The sequence below is a fragment of the Kitasatospora sp. NPDC058965 genome, from assembly GCF_042741245.1.
Lineage (GTDB): Bacteria > Actinomycetota > Actinomycetes > Streptomycetales > Streptomycetaceae > Kitasatospora.
This window is the reverse complement of sequence record NZ_JBHYKG010000032.1, coordinates 23,193-42,984: the sequence shown is the minus strand read 5'-3', so window position 1 is coordinate 42,984 and position 19,792 is coordinate 23,193. Positions and strand designations below refer to the sequence as shown.

The 19,792-nt window shown below is 72.2% G+C and carries 17 protein-coding genes and 1 pseudogene; 9 read left to right on the top strand and 9 right to left on the bottom strand.

Going from position 1 to position 19,792, the window contains the following annotated elements; genetic code table 11:
- Positions 1 to 47: 47 nt before the first annotated feature.
- From ACFW1A_RS08490 to ACFW1A_RS08480, 3 genes and pseudogenes are all read right to left on the bottom strand, one after another.
- Positions 48 to 509, bottom strand: a complete 462-nt coding sequence (locus ACFW1A_RS08490) for a hypothetical protein (RefSeq protein WP_380406339.1) — start codon at positions 507 to 509, stop codon at positions 48 to 50.
- A 648-nt stretch (positions 510 to 1,157) separates the two neighbouring features.
- Positions 1,158 to 1,369, bottom strand: a pseudogene (locus ACFW1A_RS08485) (transposase); the annotation flags it as partial.
- Positions 1,370 to 1,393: 24 nt separating this feature from the next.
- Positions 1,394 to 2,758, bottom strand: a complete 1,365-nt coding sequence (locus ACFW1A_RS08480; protein WP_380406336.1) for a transcriptional regulator — start codon at positions 2,756 to 2,758, stop codon at positions 1,394 to 1,396.
- Positions 2,759 to 2,882: 124 nt separating this feature from the next.
- Between ACFW1A_RS08480 and ACFW1A_RS08475 the strand changes: the two genes are divergently transcribed.
- From ACFW1A_RS08475 to ACFW1A_RS08455, 5 genes are all read left to right on the top strand, one after another.
- A complete protein-coding gene (locus ACFW1A_RS08475; RefSeq protein WP_380406333.1) occupies positions 2,883 to 3,629 on the top strand; it encodes a dTDP-4-dehydrorhamnose 3,5-epimerase family protein in 747 nt (248 codons plus the stop codon).
- A gap of 51 nt (positions 3,630 to 3,680) precedes the next feature.
- Positions 3,681 to 4,661, top strand: coding sequence for a dTDP-glucose 4,6-dehydratase (gene rfbB / locus ACFW1A_RS08470; RefSeq protein WP_380406328.1), 981 nt, complete (start codon positions 3,681 to 3,683; stop codon positions 4,659 to 4,661).
- A gap of 34 nt (positions 4,662 to 4,695) precedes the next feature.
- Positions 4,696 to 5,610 carry an ATP-grasp domain-containing protein gene (locus tag ACFW1A_RS08465; RefSeq protein WP_380406324.1) on the top strand — a complete coding sequence of 305 codons (915 nt, stop codon included), beginning with the start codon at positions 4,696 to 4,698 and terminating at the stop codon, positions 5,608 to 5,610.
- Between the two features lie 87 nt (positions 5,611 to 5,697).
- Entirely contained in the window at positions 5,698 to 6,870 is a 1,173-nt protein-coding gene (locus tag ACFW1A_RS08460; protein WP_380406321.1) for a DegT/DnrJ/EryC1/StrS family aminotransferase, read from the top strand.
- A complete protein-coding gene (locus ACFW1A_RS08455) occupies positions 6,863 to 7,345 on the top strand; it encodes a low molecular weight phosphotyrosine protein phosphatase (protein WP_380406319.1) in 483 nt (160 codons plus the stop codon). Before ACFW1A_RS08460 ends, ACFW1A_RS08455 begins: the two co-directional genes overlap by 8 nt.
- On the opposite strand, the gene ACFW1A_RS08450 is transcribed toward ACFW1A_RS08455, so the two are convergent.
- A complete protein-coding gene (locus tag ACFW1A_RS08450; RefSeq protein WP_380406316.1) occupies positions 7,342 to 8,541 on the bottom strand; it encodes a glycosyltransferase in 1,200 nt (399 codons plus the stop codon). The genes ACFW1A_RS08455 and ACFW1A_RS08450 overlap by 4 nt on opposite strands.
- Before the next feature lie 172 nt (positions 8,542 to 8,713).
- Here ACFW1A_RS08450 and ACFW1A_RS08445 point away from each other — a divergent pair, with 172 nt between their 5' ends.
- Complete coding sequence (locus ACFW1A_RS08445; protein ID WP_380406313.1) at positions 8,714 to 10,039, top strand: glutamine synthetase family protein; 1,326 nt, start codon at positions 8,714 to 8,716, stop codon at positions 10,037 to 10,039.
- A gap of 188 nt (positions 10,040 to 10,227) precedes the next feature.
- On the opposite strand, the gene ACFW1A_RS08440 is transcribed toward ACFW1A_RS08445, so the two are convergent.
- The 4 genes from ACFW1A_RS08440 to ACFW1A_RS08425 form a co-directional block, all read right to left on the bottom strand.
- A complete protein-coding gene (locus tag ACFW1A_RS08440; RefSeq protein ID WP_380406310.1) occupies positions 10,228 to 11,796 on the bottom strand; it encodes an MFS transporter in 1,569 nt (522 codons plus the stop codon).
- Positions 11,797 to 12,057: 261 nt separating this feature from the next.
- Positions 12,058 to 12,939 carry a glycosyltransferase family 2 protein gene (locus tag ACFW1A_RS08435; protein ID WP_380406307.1) on the bottom strand — a complete coding sequence of 294 codons (882 nt, stop codon included), beginning with the start codon at positions 12,937 to 12,939 and terminating at the stop codon, positions 12,058 to 12,060.
- Complete coding sequence (locus ACFW1A_RS08430) at positions 12,936 to 13,649, bottom strand: HAD family hydrolase (protein ID WP_380406304.1); 714 nt, start codon at positions 13,647 to 13,649, stop codon at positions 12,936 to 12,938. Before ACFW1A_RS08430 ends, ACFW1A_RS08435 begins: the two co-directional genes overlap by 4 nt.
- Positions 13,646 to 14,536 (bottom strand): PfkB family carbohydrate kinase, encoded by an 891-nt coding sequence (locus tag ACFW1A_RS08425; protein ID WP_380406301.1) that lies wholly within the window; start codon positions 14,534 to 14,536, stop codon positions 13,646 to 13,648. Before ACFW1A_RS08425 ends, ACFW1A_RS08430 begins: the two co-directional genes overlap by 4 nt.
- A gap of 224 nt (positions 14,537 to 14,760) precedes the next feature.
- Here ACFW1A_RS08425 and ACFW1A_RS08420 point away from each other — a divergent pair, with 224 nt between their 5' ends.
- From ACFW1A_RS08420 to ACFW1A_RS08410, 3 genes are read left to right on the top strand one after another with little or no spacing between them, the layout of a single operon-like run.
- Complete coding sequence (locus ACFW1A_RS08420; protein ID WP_380406298.1) at positions 14,761 to 16,734, top strand: aminotransferase class III-fold pyridoxal phosphate-dependent enzyme; 1,974 nt, start codon at positions 14,761 to 14,763, stop codon at positions 16,732 to 16,734.
- Positions 16,731 to 17,639: an inositol monophosphatase family protein gene (locus tag ACFW1A_RS08415; RefSeq protein ID WP_380406295.1), complete on the top strand. Its 909-nt coding sequence runs from the start codon at positions 16,731 to 16,733 to the stop codon at positions 17,637 to 17,639. The genes ACFW1A_RS08420 and ACFW1A_RS08415 overlap by 4 nt, the downstream gene beginning before the upstream one ends.
- Positions 17,640 to 17,649: 10 nt before the next feature.
- Positions 17,650 to 18,900: a hypothetical protein gene (locus ACFW1A_RS08410; protein ID WP_380406292.1), complete on the top strand. Its 1,251-nt coding sequence runs from the start codon at positions 17,650 to 17,652 to the stop codon at positions 18,898 to 18,900.
- On the opposite strand, the gene ACFW1A_RS08405 is transcribed toward ACFW1A_RS08410, so the two are convergent.
- Positions 18,830 to 19,768 (bottom strand): SDR family oxidoreductase, encoded by a 939-nt coding sequence (locus ACFW1A_RS08405; protein ID WP_380406290.1) that lies wholly within the window; start codon positions 19,766 to 19,768, stop codon positions 18,830 to 18,832. The genes ACFW1A_RS08410 and ACFW1A_RS08405 overlap by 71 nt on opposite strands.
- Positions 19,769 to 19,792: the final 24 nt, after the last annotated feature.

Below are 19,792 nucleotides of genomic sequence, written 5' to 3'. Positions count from 1 at the left end.
GCCCGGTACCGCCCGGTGGGGTGACGCAGGAGCGGGAAGCAGCCGGACTAGAACGGACGCGAGCCCGAGCTCTTGCTCTGCGGGTAGCGGTTCAGGAAGAGCTGGCCCTCGATGTAGATGGTCGAGTTGCCGCGCCCGGCCAGCTGGCCGCCGTGGTCGAACTGGTAGTCAGCGTTGTCGTTGGACAGGGCACCGGTGTCGAACTTGGCCAGGGCGCGGCCGCCGCTGGTGACCTGGACGACCTCGGCCCGCTCGTCGTTCCACGAGGCGGTGGTGGTGGGCGAGCGGTACGTCGTGACGTCCCACTCCCCCAGCCGCCACTGGGTGGAGGACGCGGCGGTCAGCCAGATGCCGGCGCTCAACTCCTCGTACTGGTTGCCGGCCCCCGCGCTGATCGTGGACCGCGGGCTCCAGCCGTCGGCGGACGCCGGGGAGGCGAGCAGGCCGAGCGAGAGCGCGGCGATGCCCGCGGCAGCGACCGAGCCGATGATTGTCTTGCGCATACTCATGACGAATGTCCATTCCTCTTCGGAGAAAAACGGCCGCCGATCTGCGGCCGTCGACAAATGAGCCGATTCCGCGGAACACGGCACGGAAATGCCGCACGGAATGTACGGGCCCGCCGAGCGGGCCCGGTCGATCGGCTTCGAAAAACGGAGGAGAGGGAGGAGGTGCACGGCGGACGGAAACGCACGACAGCGCCGTCCGCGCCGCGGAACTGCGGGAACGGCCTCAGCCGCCCCGCGCCGCACCTGCTCCGGTCAGCTCGGACAGAGCGCGCTGGCCTGTCGGACAAGGTCGACATGAGCGCGGGTCACGAGCCGGATAATCCCCCGATTTCCCATGGCCAGATACTGGCCCGCGGCCGACGTTCCTGTCAATGAAAAACTTCGCGAAACGCAAGCGGATTGGCAGCCACCGCTTATTTGCACGGCGAAACAATGGCCAATTCTGCGGCCTCACCTGTGGATATGCCGGATTATTGAGCTTTCTCTGAGGTTTCCATTTGAGCTATTCCTGAGCTTGCCGGCCGACCCGGCTTGCACGGAGGCCCGACAGCGACCGTGGCTTGACCCCAAGGACTGCCCCTCAACAGATCTTCGAGAGGGCTTCAGGCATGGCCGATCGACCAGCAGTGTGGGACCCAGCCAGTCCTGGAGGTTGTGCAGGCGGGCGATGCCGAGCATGGTGAGGTGGACGCCAGCGCCCTTGAGTCGACAGCCATGGAGGATCTTCCACGTCTTCATCGTGGCGAAGATGTGCTCAACCCGGGAGCGGACTTGTTCGTGCCTCCAACTGCGCTCGCCCGCCACTGGGTGGGTTCGCCGCCCCTGGAACGTCGGTGCGGGATGACCAGGCCGGTCCGAGCACGTCCAGCGGGCGCCGCCGCGGTTCAGGTCGTGTAGGCGAGGAAGTCCCGGACGGAGGGCACGTCCTGGTGATCCGTGAGTTTGGTCCGCAGGTCGTTGAGGGTACTGGTCCCCCGCGAAGAGCTGACACCGCCCATGTGTTCGACGGCCTGGTGTGCGGTGTCGACGGCGCCGTCGATGTCGGACAGGGCGAGGCGGGCGTCCGCCTGGCGCGCGAGATAGATGGCATAGCCGCGGGGGAAGGCCTCTCCGTTGTAGACCTCGGTACTGTGCGCAGCGGTGGCCTCCTCGAAGTGCCGCAGAGCCCGGCCCGGCTGGCTGAGATTGAGGGCAGAGGAACCCAGGAGCTGGAACGCTTCGCCGAGGTTGAACCAATAGACGCAGTCGGGGTCCTCGGCAACAGGGCCGGCACTACTGTAGGCGTCCAGTGCGGCGTTGGCCTGCCGATCGGCGGCCCGGTGGTCGCGGGCATGAGCGTAGGCACGACAGGCGCGGGCATGGAGCATCGCAGTCATGCGGGCGGAGCCGATCCGGGGGGCCTGTGCCTGGGCAGCTTCGACCAAGGCAACGGCTCCGCGGGGGTCTCCGGTGCTGTAGTGCTGGATCGCCCAGAAGGCAAGGGTGTTGACGCCGACGACGGGGTCGGCGGCGCTGGCTGAGGCGCGCAGGGCCGCGGCGAAGTGGCGTTCGGCGGTGGCATGGTGGCCGCTGTCGTAGGCGGTCCAGCCGGCCGAGCGCGAGGCTTCGGCGGCGGCGGAGTACAGCTGGCGACCGACGGGTTCGGTGTAGGAGCACTCCTTGATCACATCGGTGATCATTTTTAGTTCGGCGACGGCGGAGCCGTAGACCTGGCCCGATCCGACCTGGTCGTCCAGGCGGCGCAGGACGGCCAGGCGGGCGTGGAAGGCGGCGGGGACCGCGGCGTCGACGCGCCGACCTTGGCGGGGCAGGGGGATGTGGGCGGGCGGCGCGGCGGCCCAGCCGGTGGCGACGGCGCCCAGTACAGCGCCCGAGGTGATGACGAAGTCTCTGCGGTCGCGGTTCACCTGAGCTCCCACCTTCTCCAGTGCTTTGACGGTACCCGCGGTGGTCCAGGGGGATGCGAAGAACAGGTGGTCGTCGTCGGCAGCGACCAGATCGAGCCAGGCCGGCCAGCCCCGGGCGAGGACCTCATGGGCGGGGACGCCCTCCAGGTCTGCCATCGCGAGCTGGGTGCCGAGCTCGGGGGTGACGCCGTTCTTCCAGCGGGTGAACTTCCACTTCCCAGCCGCCAGGGAGCCGAAGCCGAGCTTCTTATGGCGCTCGGCGACGCGGAGCAGGTAAGCCTCGGCCGTGCTGCGACGACGGGCCAGCAGATATGTGAGCTGCATGGCCACGGTGCTCGTCATCTGACCTCCCGCACACGGATGGTTCACCAGTGTCCTGCCGGGCGCGGCTGCTGGCCAGACTGCCGCGCAGAGAGGCAACCGGAGGCAACTGCGGGCACCGCCAGGCAACGCCCGGCGGCTTCCGATGACGGTGGCCTCGCGGTCTCCTGGATCCACGCCGCCACGGTCTGCTGATCAGCCGTCACCTCATGTGACGTGCTTCGGGATGCGGGCCAGGCGGGCCCCGACAGTCCCGGCCCGAGCGGGCCAGTCCCCGGAAGGAGCCGTTGTGCAGTCGGCTGATCCTCTTGCGTCCAGACCGGTGGCGTCCGCACTGGGTATCGCCGGTGCGTGGGCGGTTACACCGGCCGTACGGAGCGACAGGCGCGGTAGCGTCACCGAGCTGTTCACCCCTCAGGTGCTGCGGGAGTGCGCCGGGTTCAACCTCATGCCGCAGCAGGCCAACGTGTTCGTGTCCCGACGCCGGGCCCTGCGCGGGATCGCGTTCGCCCAGAGCCCGCCGGGGCAGGCCAAGCTCGTCAGCTGCGTGCGCGGCGCAGTGCTGGACGCGGTGGTGGACCTGAGGGTCGGCTCGCCGACGTTCGGCCGCTGGCACCTGCAGCACCTGACCGGGCGGGAACCCGCGGCGCTGCTGCTCGCCGAGGGGCTCGGACACGCCTGCCTCGCGCTCGCCGACGACACGACCGTGGTCTACCTGCTCTCCCAGCCGCACGATCCGGCCCGCGAGCACACGCTCGACCCACTGGACCCCGAGCTCGGGATCGCCTGGCCGACCGACATCGCACCGGTCCTCGGCACCCGGGCGCCGCTGAGCCTGCGGCAGGCCCTCGATCGACAGCTGCTGCCCCACGACGCGCCTACCCCAGGCTGACGCACCGTCCGCCGCACCCCGCAGTCCACCCCAAAAGAGATGGGATCGATCATGGAGAACGTCCTCGTCACCGGCGGCGCCGGCTTCATCGGCAGCCACTTCGTGCGCCGTCTGCTGGCCTCCGGTGACATCGCCAAGGTGACCGTGATCGACGCGCTCACCTACGCCGGGAACCTGGCCAACCTGCGCGACCTGCAGGATGATCCGCGCCTCGAGTTCGTCCACGGCAACATCCTCGACCAAGTGCTGGTCGACGCGCTCATGAGTCGGCACGACGCCGTGGTGCACTTCGCCGCCGAGTCCCACGTAGACCGCTCTCTCACCGACGCCGGCAGCTTCGTGGCCACCAACGTGCACGGCACCCAGACCCTGCTGGAGTCCGCGCGCCGGCACGGGATCCGCAAGTTCGTCCACGCCTCCACCGACGAGGTGTACGGGCCACTGCCGGCGGGCTGCGCCCGCGAGGGGGACCCGCTGCGGCCCACCGTGCCGTACTCGGCCTCGAAGGCCGGCGGCGACATGATCGCCCTGGCCTACGGCCACAGCTACGGCGTGCCGGTGTGTGTGACCCGCTCCTCGAACAACTACGGGCCCTGCCAGTACCCGGAGAAGCTGATCCCCCTGTTCACCGCCCGGCTGCTGCGCGGCGAGCAGGTCACCATCCACGGCAACGGGCAGCACGTGCGCAACTGGCTGCACGTCGAGGACAACTGCCAGGGCGTCGAGCTGGTGCTGCGCAAGGGGGTGCCCGGCGAGGTCTACAACCTGGGCGGCGGGACCGACCTGACGACCAACGAGCTGACCGGCATGCTGCTGCGCATCACCGGCAGCACCTGGGACTCGGTGCGGTACGTGAACGACCGACCTGCCAACGACATCCGCTACGCGATGGACTGGCGCAAGGCCGCCGAGAACCTCGGCTACCAGCCGATGCACGACTTCCAGGAGGGCCTGGAGCGCACCGTCGACTGGTACCGACACAACCCCCAGTGGTGGAGCACCGTGCCCGCCGCCCTGCCGGCCGCTGTCTGACCGACCCGCACCCGCCACAGAGATGGGACACACCGTGCAGCGTGAACCCGAAGAACGGCCGGTGCGGCTGCTGGTCACCGGGGTCGGCGGAGCCCCCGGCCTGGACCTGGCCCTTACGCTGGCCGAGCGTGGCCACAAGGTCGCCGGCACAGACGCGAACCCGCTCGCTCCCGGCCTGCTGGCCCCCGGCATCACCACCCGCCTCGTCGCGCGGGCCGACAGCCCCGTCGACTACGAGGCCGACCTGCTCCAGGTCTGCGCAGACCTGCAGATCGAGGCGGTCGTGCCGACCGTCGAGCACGAGCTGGCCCGCCTGCTCAGCCTCAAGGACACGCTGGCAGCCGCCGGGGTGCGCACCTGGCTCCCCACCCCGGCCGCGGTCGCGGCCTCGACCGACAAGTGGACCTTCCACCAGGTCCTGGCCGCGCACCAGGTCCCCACCCCGGCCACCGTGCTGCCCACGGAAATCGACCGGCTGCCCGCCGGGGTCCGACTGGTCGTCAAACCCCGCCGCGGCCAGGGCGCCAAGGACCTCTACTACTGCGACAGTGCCGAGCAGGCCCGGGTGCTGTGCCAGCTAGCGCCGGACCCGATCGTGCAGCAGCGCCTGGACGGGTTCGAGTTCTCCGCCGACTGCCTGGTCGACCGGGCCGGGCGCGCCTCGGTCGTACTGCGCAGGCGGCTGTGGGTGGCCGGGGGGCTGTCGATGGTGGCCACCACCTTCCACGACGAGGAGGCTGCCGAAAGCGTCCGGCAGACCCTGGCCGCCGTCGGCGCGGTGGCCGTGCGACGTGCAGGGCTTCATCACCGGCGGCAGCACCGGTGCCCGGGTCGTCATGACCGAGATCAACGCCAGGTTCGCCGCCGGGTTCGCGCTGAGCGAAGTCGCCGGCGCCGATCTGGTCGGGCAGTACCTCAACGGCCTGCTCGGCCGGCCCGTCGAACATAACCGGCTCGCTTACCGGGCGGGCGTGTTCCTCACCAAGTACGTGGCCGTGCTGTCCACCAGGGCGCGCACCGTCCCGGCGGAGCAGCGATGACCAGCGCACCGGCCTCGGGTGGCATCGCGCGAAACGCCGCCCCGTTCCTGCACGGCCCCGAGGTGCAGGCGATGTCCGAGGTGCTGGCGAGCGGGCAGTGGGGGCACGGCCCGGTCACCGAGCAGTTCGAGCGAGCCTTGGCCGACTACCTCGGTGTCCAGGACGTGGTGGCACTCTCATCCGGCACCGCGGCCCTGTTGGTGGCGCTGCTGGCGAACGGAATCGGGCCCGGCGACGAGGTGGTCCTCCCGTCGTTGACCTTCGCCGCCTCCGTCCAGACGATCCTGTTCACCGGCGCGGTCCCGCGCTTCGCAGAGGTGGACCCCGACACACTGTGCGTCACTGCGCAGACAGTACTGGACGCGCTCACCCCCGCCACAAGAGCTGTGATGCCGGTCCTGTACGGCGGCCGGGCCGTCGACCTCACCGTCATCCACAACCAACTGCGGCAGCGCGGCGTCGTCGTGGTCCAGGACGCCGCGCACGCCTTCGGTTCGCGGACCGCCACCGGGCGGGTCGGCGCCGACACCGACGTGGCCACCTGCTTCTCCTTCGACCCGATCAAGAACCTGACGACCGGTCAGGGCGGAGCGATCGTCCCCCGCACCCGCGAGGAGGCCGCGCACGCGCGGCGCCTGCGCCTGTTCGGGGTCGAGCAGAGTGCGGCCGAGCGTGCCGGTGCCACGTCGTACACCGTGGCCGGGCCTGGCCTGCGCTTCGACCTGTCCCCGATCAACGCGGCCATCGGCCTGGTGCAGTTGGAGCACTTCCCCGCCATCGCCGCCCGCCGGCAGCATCTGTGGCGTACCTACCAGCGGGAACTGTCGGTCCTGGAGGGCGTCGCCCTGGTCGACGTAGGTGTGGACCGATCCGTGCCGTTCAACTGCGTGGTCCGCCTCCCCGACAGCCGCTCGCGCGACGCGGTCTTCCGGGCCCTGCACCGACAGGGCATCGGGGTGGGCGTGCACTACCCGCCCAACCACACGCAGCCCGCCTTCGCCCGCTGGCACCGGGCCCTGCCTGCCACCGAGCAGGTCGCCGGTCAGATCATCAGCCTGCCCTTCCATCCCGGCCTAGACGACAGCGGCATCGGCCAAGCCGTCGCCGCGCTGCGGCAGGCCGTGAAGGCCATCAGCCCGCCACGCCATCTGGAGAACCCCGGTGACTGATCCGACCACCCCAGCTCCCACGGCCTTGGAGACCAACCGAGGCCGCTTCCCGCGGCGGCACCGCATTCTCGTGGTCTGCCTGGGCAACCACAACCGATCCCCGATCGCCGCCGCGATCCTGGCCCGTCTCGGCGGCGACCGGGTGGCCGTCCACTCGGCAGGACTGCGCGAGCGCCACGTCGGCAAGGGCGCGCACACCAACATGGTCCGGGCCGGCGCCGAGTACGGCTACGACATCCAAGACCACACCGCGGTCAAGGTCAACGGCCACATGCTCACCTGGGCTGACACCGTGCTGGCGATGGACCGTGCCGTGCTCGCCGAACTGCAGGCCACGGCCGACCCGGCCACCGCCGCCAAGCTGAGCCTGTACCTGCACGACGCCGATGTCCACGACCCCTGGCAGGACGCCTACCCGGCGTTCCTGGAGTGCGTGGCGACGATCGAGCAGGGCGCGGCCCGGCACCTTCCTTAGCGGCGCGCGCCGGCCACCGCGTTCAGCAGCACGTCGACCAGGCGCTCGGCGGCGTCCGGGCGCCCGAAGGACCGGGCCTGCTGCGCCATCGCGGCGCGGCTGGCCGGGTCCGCCAGCAGCGGGGCCAGCGCCTCGCGCAACGCAGCCGGGGTGGCCTGGCCCAGCAGGGCCGCCGCGGCGCCGGCGCCGACCAAGTGGCGGGCGTTGTGCTCCTGCTCGTTGCCGGCGGAGGTGGCCAGCGGGATGAGCACGGAGGCCTTGCCCAGCGCGGTCAGTTCCGCGATCGTGCCGGCACCGGAGCGGGAGATCACCACGTCGGCCAGCGCCAGCACGTCCGGCAGCTCCGGCCCGACGAACCCGGTCACCACGTAGCGGCCCGCCAGCTCCGGCGGCAGCGAGGCAGCGTGGCGGCGCAACTCCTCCTCGTGGGCTGGCCCGCACTGGTGGACGATGTTCGCGTGCGGCAGCAGCCAGGCCAGCACCTCCCGCACCAGGGTGTTGATCTGCTGCGAGCCTTGCGCCCCGCCGGTGACGTACACCGTCGGGCGCGCCAGGTCGAAGCCCCACAGGCCCAGTGCCTCGACAGCCTTCTCCCGGTGCCCGGCCAGCACCTCCGGGCGCACCGGATTCCCCGTGACCACCGCCGACTGCCGAGCCCCTTCCGGCAGCAGATCCAGCGTCGACTCCGAGGACACCGCCATGCAGGTCGCCACCCGCGCCAGCGCCTTGTTCGCCAACCCCAGGCGCACGGTCTGCTCGTGCACCACCAACGGCCGACGGCACGCCGCGGCCGCCAGGCCCACCGGCACCGCCACGTACCCCCCGGTCGCCAGCACCACGTCCGGCTCGAACCGGGCCACGATCGACCGGGCCTGCACCACACCCAGCGGCACCCGGCCCATGTCCTTCACATTGGCCGGCGACATCAACTTCAACGGGTTGCTGCTGCGCCGCACCTTGCCGGTCGCCACCGTCTCGAACGGGATCTGCTCCGCTGCCGAGACCCGGGCCTCCAGACCCGCGGCCGTGCCGACCCACAGCGCCTCCAGGCCCCGCCCGTCGAGGGCCAGCCGGGCCTGAAGCGCCCGCAGCGCAGTCAGGGCCGGGTAGGTATGCCCACCCGTCCCACCCCCCGTCACCAGCAGCCGGAAAGCACGGTCCTGACGGAACGGCACACGGGCGGGGACGTCGTTCACGAGAGCAGCTCCCAAACATCTGGCACGGGCCGTCCGCCCCTGCCCGGCAGTAGCTGGACGATAGCAGGCTGTGCAGCACTCACGGCCGCGGCTTCCGCCACCCCGCCCGCCAGACCGACCGCCGCTCGGACCACGTGCACCAACCGCCAGCCGACATGCGAGGAGAGCACCGATGCCCCAGTCCGCCGCCCCCTACGACCTCGGCGCCGAGCAGCTGGACACCGTGCTGGTCGCAACCGTCGACCCCCACGGCCGACTCAAGGGCAAAGAGATCGACGCCATCCACTACCGGGCCCACCTGGCCTCGGCCTGCACCCTTCAGGCCCCCGCCTACCTGCTGGCCACCGACCTCGGCATGACCCCCGTCCCCGGCTACTCCCGCCGCCACCGCTACGGCGACCTGACCCTGCGCCTGGACCACGGCACCTGGCGGCCGCTGCCCTGGCTGCCCGGCACAGCCCTGCTGCTGGCCGACCCGATCGATTCCGCCGGCACCGACCTGCCGATCGCCCCGCGCGCCGTCCTGCGCCACCAACTCGCCCTGCTGGCCGAGCTCGGCTACCACGCCCGCTGCGCGCTGGAGAGCGAGTTCATGCTCTACCAGGGCCGCGCGAGCAACCTCGCCAAGCTCCCCGCCGCCGGGTGGAAGCCGGCCACCGGGACCAGCTCGGACTTCGCCCTCGACCACCCTCCAGCCGTCCGCGCCTTCACCCGGGCCCTGCGCACCGCGATGCGCACGGCCGGCCTTCCCGTCGAAGCCGTCAAGGCCGAGACCGCGCCCGGCCAGGTCGAGCTGACGTTCCACCACAGCGAGCCCATGCAGGCCTGCGACCAGCACCTCCTGATGAAGCACGCCGCCCGCACCCTCGGTGACACCCACCACCTCGCCCCCGTCTTCATGGCCGCACCCCAGAACGGCATCGGCAACGGCCTCCACATCCACCTGTCCCTGTGGCGCGGCGACACACCGATCACGCCCGGGCCAGGCCTGGCCGGGCTGTCCCAGCTCGGCCAGCACGCCGTGGCGGGCCTGCTGAACAACCTCCCGCACCTGGCAGTCCTGTACGCCCCGACCACCAACTCCTACAAGCGCTATACCGGCCAGGTCTTCGCACCGGCTCGCTGGACCTGGGGACCCGACAACCGCACCTGCGCCGTCAGGATCGCCGGTACCGGCGCCAACACCCGCCTGGAGATCCGCGTGCCCGGCGCCGACGCCAACCCCTACCTCGCCCTGGCCGCAGCTCTGGCAGCGATCCGCGACGGCATCACCCAGCACTCCACGCCCCCGCCCACCGAGACCGGTAACGCCTACCACACCGATGCACCTCACCTACCGCGCACCCTCGACCACGCCCTGGCCGGCTTCAACGCCAACGCGCCCTCGCTGCTCGGCCCCGAAACCGTCAGCCACTACGCAGCCCTCGCCCAGGCCGAGATCGACTACCAGCACGGCCACGTCACCGACACAGAAACCCAACGCGGCCTCGCCTGCTGACCCCACTGCGGTCCGTGGGGTTTCTCCGCGCTCCAGGTGTGATTCGGAGCAGAGGCCGCGGGCCAGCGTTTCAGCGGTCGCCCTGGTGTCAACTCGCATGCGCCAGGAAGGGCACACACGTTCCCGCGCCGACCTTGCGTCACCGCCCGCAAGCCGGTGCGGTGTGACGGACCGTCGGGTCGCGGGCGTCAGACCTGGCCCGGCTCGCCTTCGGTCGTCGGGGCCCCCTCCTGCTCGGCGGCCGGCTCCGTCTGCCGACCCGGGCGCAGGCCGAGCACCGCCACCACGGCGGCCGCGGCCATGATGGCCGCCATCCAGTAGAGGACGGTCTGGGTGGCGTGGGCGAAGTCGGCCCGGAAGAACTGCGGGATGCCCGCGGTGCCCCCGCTGCCGCCGCTCTGTGCCTGGACCTGGGAGAGGTGACCGGCCGCGGCGGCCGCCTGCTCCTGGGGCACGCCCTGGGCGGTCAGGGAGCTGGTCAGCCGGGAGCGCAGGTCGGTGACCAGGACCGTGCCCAGCACGGCCAGTCCCAGGCTCGCGGCGTAGTTGCGGACCGTCTGGGTGATGCCGGTCGCCTCGCCGTAGGACAGGCGGGAGGCGCGGTTGACCGCGTCCGTGCTGGCGGGCGTGAGCATGAAGCCCATGCCCGCGCCGGCCAGCACGACGTCCCACTGCTGCTTGTCGAAGCTCAGCGTGGTCGCGTCGCCCGCCCACAGGTAGAACCCGACCGCGGCCAGGACGCACCCGAGCACCACCGGCCGCTTCGCGCCGCCCCGGTCGAGCATCCGGCCGCCGATCTGCGAGGCGACGACGAACCCGAGGAAGAAGTAGAGCAGGAAGATGCCGGCGTGCGACGCGGAGTCGCCCAGGGCGATCTGCGCGTACTCGCTGGAGAAGAAGAACACCGGGACGAAGACCAGCATCGAGATGCCGAGCACGAGGTTCTGCACGGAGAACGCCCGGATCCGGAAGATGTCCACCCGGATCAGCGGCGAGGCGGTGCGCTTCTCGACGAATGCGAAGACGACCAGCAGCAGGAACCCGGCCGCGATGCAGATCCCGATCGCCGGGTTCGACCAGCCCCAGACCTGCGACTGCTGGAAGCCGAAGACACTCAGCGCGACCCCGCCGGCGATCAGCGCCAGGCCCCGGTAGTCCATCGGGGCCGGCCGGCTCTCCGTGACCGGCTTGGAGACGACGATCAGCACCAGCGCGATCGCCGCCACCGGCAGGTTCACCCAGAAGATGGCTCGCCAGGTCCATTCGGTCAGGTAGCCGCCGAGGACCGGTCCGATCGCGGTCAGGCCGCCCGCGATGCCGAAGAACAGGGCCAGCGCCCGCCCCCGCTCGCGCAGCGCGAAGTTCTGCACCACGATCGCCAGCGCCGCCGGGAACATGACGGCGCCGCCGAAGCCCTGGACGGCGCGGAAGGCGATCAGCCACGCCTCGGCCAGGCTGCCGGTCGGGGTGAGGCCGCAGCAGGCGGAGGCCCCGGCGAAGATCAGCACCCCGAGCACCACCGTCCTGCGGTGGCCGGCGGTGTCGGCGAGCCGGCCGCCGAAGGCGAAGAACGCCGCCAGGGTGAGCAGGTAGGCGTTGACCACCCACTGCACGCCCGTGCTGGTCAGCTTCAGCTCGTGCTGGATGTTCGGTACGGCGATCGACACGATGGTCTGGTCGATGAAGGTCATCGCGACGGCGAAGATCATCGCCGCCAGCACCAGGTAGCGCGAGGATCCGCTGGGAGCAGTGCGCACGGTCCACTCTTCCGTCCGGGGTGCGTCCGCCGCCGGACCACCGGTGGGGCGGGGCCGCTCCCGGAGGGCGGGGCGGTTCCTGCCGTTCGTTCGGCGCCTCCCAGGCTAGTCAACGGTCCGGGCGAACACCCGGTAGAACCGCCGGGGCACCCGGGTGGTGAGGACCCGTCAGGCCCGCCGCCGGGCCGACCACCCCGGGGCCACCGCCCCTGGACCCGGACGGGCGTACGGATCGCTCCGGGAGGCCGCCGACCGGGACGGCTACAGGTAGCACCGCCGGTACCGGGCGCTGCCGACCACCCGGCCTGCGCGCATGGCGAGTTGACCCAGCACGGCGGCGCGGCGCTCGGCCGGGCCGGCCAGGTCGGGCAGGCGCACCAGGAGCCGCCACCAGGCCGCGGCGGCCTCGCCGAGGTGGGAGGGGGGCATGCCGCGGTCGGCGAAGTCCCGGTAGAGCTTGGGGTGCGAGCGGCCGTACCGGTAGAGCTGACGGGCGATGGGGCGCAGCTCGCCGCGGAGCCGGTAGTGCACCACGGCGCTCGGGGCGAAGGCCAGGCGGCCCCCGGCCAGTTGGGCGCGCCAGAAGAACTCGACGTCGTCGCTGCCGTAGCGGTAGCTCTCGTCGAAGCCGTCCAGGCGGCTCCACAGGGCCTTGTGGAAGCCGCAGTTGGCACCCGGCGGGTACGGCAGGAAGGCGAAGGTGTCGAGCAGGGCGTCGGACTCCTTCGGCGGGCGCGCGGCGAGGGCCACCGGCCCGTTGAGCTCGCGGCGTTCGAGGGCACCCCCGACGGCCGGGCTGGTCCGCAGCGCGTCGACCAGGCCGGCCATCCATCCGGGCGCCACCACGTCGTCCGCGTCGCAGCAGAGCACCAACTCGCCGCGCGCACTCCGGCAGCCGAGGTTGCGCGCGCGGTTGACGCCGAGGCCCTCGGCGGCCTCGACCACCCGCAGCTGCGGCATCCCCTGCTGCCAGGAGCGGAGCAGCGCGCGGGTACCGTCGCTCGATCCGTTCTCGACCACGACGACTTCCCACGGGCCCTGGTAGGTCTGGCAGTTCAGCGCCGCCAGCTGGGCATCGAGGGTGCTCTCGGCGTTGTGTGCGGGCATCACGACCGAGACCAGGCCCAGCTCGCGGTGGTTCACCGGGTGCTCCGTTCGGCCGGTCGCACCGCCCGGAGGGCGCGGAGCACCGCGGCGGTGTCGCGCAGGTCCGGCAGCACCGTGTCGGCCCCCGCCGCCGCCAGCTCGGCGGCGCTGCTCGCACCCGAGGCGACCGCGATCACCCGGGCCCCGCCGACCCGCCCGGCCTGCACGTCCCGCGGGGTGTCGCCGATCAGCACGGTGGTGTCGGCGGCGAACTCCTGCCCGTACGCGCCCGCGGCGCGCCGCCGGGCGACCGGCACCAGGGCCGGGCGGGCGCGGGCGTCGTCGCCGTAGCCGCCGATGTCGAGGTCCACCGACTCCGCCAACCCGAACAGCCGTAGTTTCAGGGCGGCGTTGGCCCGCAGGTTCCCGGTCAGCACGGACTGCACCACACCGCCGTCCTCCCCCACCGCCCGCAGGGCCTCCAGCGCCCCGGGCAACACCCCTCCGGCGGTGGCGAGTTCGGTGGCCACCCGGCGCAGCTGGGCCACCAGTTCGGCGGTCACCCGGCCCGGCTCGACCGGGCCGACCCCGTGCCGGGCGAACAGCTCGGCCATGATGTCCGGTTCGGTCCGGCCGGCGGTGGCGACCCGGTGGCGGGCGGGCCGGCCGGTGAGGCGTTCGAAGGCCCGCGGGTAGATCGCGCCGCAGGTGCCGCCGTCGTCGATCAGCGTGCCGTCGATGTCCCACAGCACCAGGAGCCGCCTCACGCCCGGGCCGCCTGCCGGTCCGGGGCGGGCCCGGCCGCGAACGGGCCGCGCCGCGCGGTGCAGGCCGCGCCGTGCCTGGCGGCGAGGGCGATCGCGTCGGCCGTGGCCGCGCCGGTGGCGAGCGCGTAGGTGAGGACGGCCGCGAAGGTGTCCCCGACCCCGTAGGTGTCGACCAGCGGGCCCGGTGCGGGAGCCGGCCGGTACCGGCGGGGGCCCCGGCCGCCGCGGGTGAAGACGCCGCCGCGCCCGCCTTCGGTGCTCACCACCAGGTCGGGCGGGGTCGGCAGCGCCGCCGGGTCGTGGCGCTCCGCCGGATCGCAGCCGCTGCCCACCAGCGCGTCGACCCGGATGCCGGACGCCAGCACGGTGGCGAACTCACGCGCCGTCACCACCAGCACCCCGGCCCGCCGGGCCAGGCGCAGCAGCGCGGCGTCCCCGGCGGTGAAGAACACTGCGTCCTGGTGGGCCAGTTCGTCCCAGTCGAAGGGATCCGCCGCGGTCGGCTCCAGCCGCGGCCCCAGGGTGACCGTGGTCCGTTCGCCGGAGCCGTCGACCAGGCTGACCGCCTTGCGGGTCGGGCCCGGCCGGGCGGCGGCGCGCACCCGCACGCCGCGGCGCTCCAGTGCGGTGCGCGAGCGCCGCCCGGTCCGGTCGTCGCCGAGGGCGGTGAAGAAGGTGCAGCTGCCGGCCAGCTCGGCCAGCCGGACCGCCGCGACCGCGCCGCCGCCCGCGGGCCCGCGCCAGAGCGGCTCCGCGTGGATCACCTCCCCGGCGGTGGGCACCTGGTCGAGTCCGGCGATCGTCGTCCACTCGACGTGTCCCACGACGGCCACCCGCGGGCGGCCCGGGCGGGCCGCCCGACCGGCGGGGCGCTGGTCTTCGTCCATCGTTCCTCGCCTCTCGCGCCGGCCCGTCGCCGGCGTCACCCCAAGAAGAGCACAGGATGCTCGTACACGCACCGACTCCGGCACCAATGGAGGGTACGTTGACGAACCATGAATGGCGGGCCGCAGCCAGCGCCCTGATGATGGGTCGTGGCCGTCCGAGCCTCCGCGCACCGTCCCCCGGCTGCGCGGCCATCTGCCGCTCCGGCCTCTCGACGGAGGTGTGTGTGAAGGACGTAGCTGCGGTCCTCTTCGATTTCGACGGGACGCTGTGGGATCCGGAGTCCGAGGTGTTCCGCGCCCATGCGGAGGTCTTCCTCGAATTCGGCCACCCGCTGCCGACGGAGGTGTGGTCCTCCGTCGTCGGCACCATCGGATTCGACCTGTGGTCGCACCTCGAACGGCTCACCGGACGTCCGGTGGACCGCCGCGCGGCCCAGGAGCAGGTCCAGCGGCGACAGCGGGACATGCTCGGCGGGCTGTCCAGCCGCCCGGGGGTGCACCGGATCCTGCGCGAGGTGGACGCGCTGGGGCTCTCCCGCGGGATCGTCAGCAACTCGACCAGGGAGTGGATCGCCCGCTACGCGCGGCAGTGCGGCATCGCCGAGGGCTGGAGCACGGTGCAGTGCGCCGACGGGGACCGCAACGGCGCGAAGCCCGAGCCGAACCTCTACGTCGCCGCCCTGGCCAGCCTGGGCGTCCCCGCCGAGCGGGCGGTCGCCTTCGAGGACTCGCCCAGCGGCGTCCGGGCGGCGAAGCGGGCCGGGATCCGGTGCGTCGCGGTACCGAACGCGATGACCGCCTCCCTCGACCTCCACGAGGCGGATCTGCGGTTCGAATCGTTCGAGCAGGTCGATCTGCCCGGAATTCTCAGCAGGAAGAACCGGAGAGGGAAACCGATGACCCAAGCCGTCAGCACGAAGATGCAGCAGGTGCCCGAGGACGCCGACGATGCGCTCCAGCACTACTACTACCTCCCGGACAAGCTCCGGGTGGTCAAGGGCGAGGGCGTCCACCTCTACGCCGAGGACGGCCGACGCTACTTCGACTGCTCGTCCGGGACCTTCAACCTGAGCCTGGGCTACGCCCACCCCGAGGTCGTGGCGGCGGTCCGCGAGCAGGCCGGCCGGCTCATCCACGTCACCTCCAAGTTCCAGACCGAGCCGCTGAACGCGCTGGTGTCGAAACTGGCCGAGGTCTCCCCGCCGAACCTCACCCGGGTGCACCTGAAGTCGGCCAGCGGCTCCGACGCCAACGAGAGCGCGCTCAAGATCGCCCAGGTGCACACCGGGAAGTCGGACGTGGTCACGCTGTTCCGCGGCCACCTCGGTCAGACCCTCGGCATGATCGGTGCCTCCGGCGCCGCGTTCCGCCGCACCCCCTTCCCCTCGCACCTGCCCGGCGTGGTGCACGTCCCCGATCCGCACTGCCTGCGCTGCTTCTACCGGCAGGAGCGGGCCACCTGCGGCCTGCTGTGCGTGGAGCGGATCAACGACTTCATCGACTACGCGAGCACCGGCCGGGTGGCCTGCGTGGTGGTGGAGCCGATCAGCGGCAACGGCGGCAACGTGGTGCCGCCGGACGGCTACCTCCAGGCGCTCAAGAAGCTGTGCGACGAGCGCGGGATCGTGCTGGTCTTCGACGAGATCCAGACCGGGTTCGGGCGCACCGGCCAGATGTTCGCGGCCGACCACTTCGGCGTCGCCCCGCACATGCTGACCTTCGGCAAGGGCCTCGGCGGCGCGGGGATGCCGATCGCCGGCATCCTCACCGAGGAGCGGCTGGCCGGCGTGGAGGGCCACCACATCAACTCGACCTTCGGCGGCAACGTGCTGGCCGCCGCGGCCGCACTGAAGACGCTGGAGGTCATCGGCCGCCCGGGCTTCCTGGAGAACGTGCGGACCGTCGGCGCGTACGTGCTCGACCGCCTGCGCGACCTGGCCTCGAAGGTGTCGTTCGTGCGGGAGGTGCGCGGGGTCGGTCTGATGATCGGCATCGACATCGTGGACGGCGCCGGCGAACCCGATCCGGCCCTCACCAACCACCTGGCCGAACGCGGCCTGGAACACGGCCTGCTGCTGCGCACCTCGCTGTACGGGCACGGCAACGTGCTGAAGGTGCGACCGGCCCTGGTCATGACCCGTCAGGAGGCGGACGAGATGTGCGACCTGTTGGAACGACTCTTCCTCTCCGTCTCATGAGGGGCCTGGTCCAGGAGCTGACCCTGCACATCCGGGCAGCCGTCCGCACCGGTCTGCACGAGGTCGGCAGCCGCTACGTGCAGGGCACCGCGAAGGGCGGGGACGCCGAGTTCCCGGTCGACGTGCTCGCCGAACGGGCGGCCTGGGACTTCCTGACGGCACGGGGGGAGCCCGTCGCGGTCTACACCGAGAGCGAGGGACTGCGCACGATCGGCCGCAACCCCGCCCACGTGCTGATCATCGATCCGATCGACGGCACCCGGGGCGCGGCCGCCGACCTGGAGATGGCCTGCGTCTCCATCGCCGCGGCGCCGTTCAGCGAGGCGCCGACCATCGGGGACATCCGGTACGCGATGCTGCAGGAGATCAAGTCCGGCCACTGGCTCTACGCCGATGCGAACGGCACCGGGATCGAGTCCAGTGGGTATCCGGTGCCGGTGCCGGGTCTGTCCGGCACCGTCGACCTCGACCGGATGTTCTGGTCGCTGGAGTTCAACGGCCACCCGGCGGAGTTGATGGTCGGGGCCTACGGCCACCTGATCGACGCCTCCGCCAACACCGGTGGCGTGTACGTCTTCAACAGCGCCTCGTTCTCCATCTCCCGGATCATCACCGGGCAGATGGACGCCTACGTCGACATCGGCAACCGGCTGCTGCGCGACCGCCCCGCCACCGAGGCGGACTTCCGGCGGGTCGGCCACGGCAGCATCCTGCACCTGTTCCCGTACGACATCGCGGCCTCGGTGTTCCTCGCCGAGCGGGCCGGGGTCACCATCACCGACGCCTACGGCAAGCCGCTGCACGACACCCTGCTGCTGGACATCGGCCCGCTCAACCAGCGGTCCTGCGTCGCCGCCTGCACACCGCAGCTGCACGCGGCGCTGATCGACTCGATTCGCTGGTAGGAGAGTTGTGGTGACGGATCGCCAGCACCTGACAGTCACGGCCGGCCGCCCGTCCGGTGGCTGGACCGACGAGGCGGCGCTGGCGGCCGTCGCCGACGCCCTCGGCCTCGCGGTCGGGGGCGAGATCCTGGACGGCGGCTCCCCGGCCCGGGTGTACCGGGCCACGGCCGCGACCGGGGCGGAGCTGGCCGTCAAGGTCCTGGTCCCCGCCCCGGGCGCGGTGGACGGCCACGATCTGGCCGCGTTCCGGCGCAAGGTCGACCAGCTCGACCAACTGCACATCCTGGCACCCGGACTGGCGGACCACTACCTGCCGGTCCGGCACGTCGTGGACGGTGACGGGTGGGCGGCCTGCACCACCCCCTTCTACGCGTCGACGGACCTGGCGGCTCCGCTGCGGGAGTCGCCGCACGGGACGCGGGCCTTCTTCCGCCGGTACACCGAGGTGGTCCGGACCCTGGTGCTGGACGGGTACGCCGCGCAGTCGCACCCCACCCCGGCCGGCCACGTCGCGCAGGTCGTCGTGGGCCGGTTCCTGCGCCGGCTGCCCGTGCTGCACCGGGCCCTGCCCGCCGAGCTGATGGCCGCCGAGCACCTCACCGTCAACGGCGTGCCGTGCCGGGCGCCGCAGCTGGTCCTGGAGCAGGTGGCGGGGCGGCTGGACCGACTGGCCCCCGCCCGGCTGATGGCCCCCGCCCACGGCGACTTCAACACCCGCAACGTGCTGCTGTCCACCCGTCCCGGTGCGACCGCGGGCGACTTCCGGCTGATCGATCCGCGCGGCTCCACCGAACCGTGGGACCCGGTCTACGACTTGGCGAAGACGCTGTTCAGCCTCAGCGTCTGGGACCCGGCGCTCCGGACCGGCTTCGCGGTGCGCCGGTCCGGGCGGCACGGGTACCAGGTCGCCTTCCGCCGGCCGGTGTTCCCGGGCTACCGCGCCGCGGTCCACGCGTTCCTGCCCCACCTGGAGGCGGACGAGGGCCTGTCGGAGTTGTTCCGCGGCGATCCGGGCTGGCGCGAGCGGCTGCTGCTCACCCACGACCTGCACGTCCTGGCGGAGGCGCCGTGCCGGCTCTCGGACCGCAAGCCCAAACCAGACCTGCGGGGGAACGACTCCACGCCCGCGGAACTCGCGCTCGGCCACTACCTGCTGGGCACCCTGCTGATCAACGACCTGGCCACCCGGCTCAGTCGGACGGGCCCGGTGGACGCCGGGGGCCACCTGGCGCTGGTGACCGACCACCTCCCCGATGAGTGACCCGGGCGAGGTGGGCGAGCGCCGCATCCAGACCGGGTCCGAGCAGGCGGTGCCTGGTGCTGCGCAGCACCAGCCGCGGCGGGCGGCGACAGCGGGCACCGGGCTGCTCGCCGTGGGCGGCCACCACCCTGCTGGGCAGGCCCAGGGCCCGCCCGACCCCGGACATCAGCTCGAACCGGTTCACCACCTGGCGTCCGCCGTAGTGCACGACGCCCGTGTGCTGCCAGAGTTCGGCCAGCGCCGGGCCGAGGCTGGGCAGGTAGACGGGAGCACAGACCAGGTCCGTGCGGGCGGTGGTCGTCTCCCCGGCGAACCGCGCCAGGAAGGTGTTCGCCCAGGGGCCGCGTCCGAACACCAGCGGGATCCGCACGACCAGGTGTCCGCCGGCGGCGAGCAGCAGGTCCTCGGCGGCGGCCTTGGTCCGGCCGTAGACGTTGACCGGGGCTCGGAGGCAGTCCTCGGTGTACTGGGCACTCGTGCCGTCGAAGACGTTGTCGCTGGACAGGAAGAGCACCTTGGCGGCCGAGCCGCGCACGGCGTCCAGCAGGACCTCGACCGGCCGGACGTTGAGGCGGTGGGCCAGTTCGGGGTCGGCTTCGGCCGCCTCCAGCGGGACCAGCCCGGCCGCGTGGACGACCAGGTCGAAGCCGTCGGCCGCGAGTGTCCGCAGCCGGTGCTCGTCCCGCAGGTCCAGCTGGACCAGCCCCGGGACCGGACGGGTGGCGTAGGTGCCGACCATGTCGTGACGGTCCGTCAGGTACTCCCACAGGCCGCCGCCCACGAACCCGGAGGCACCGAGCAGCAGGATCCGCAGCCGCGCGTCCGACGACGGGCCACCGGCGCCGTCGGGCGGCTGACACAGGTTCATATCGGGCATTTCATGACACTACGT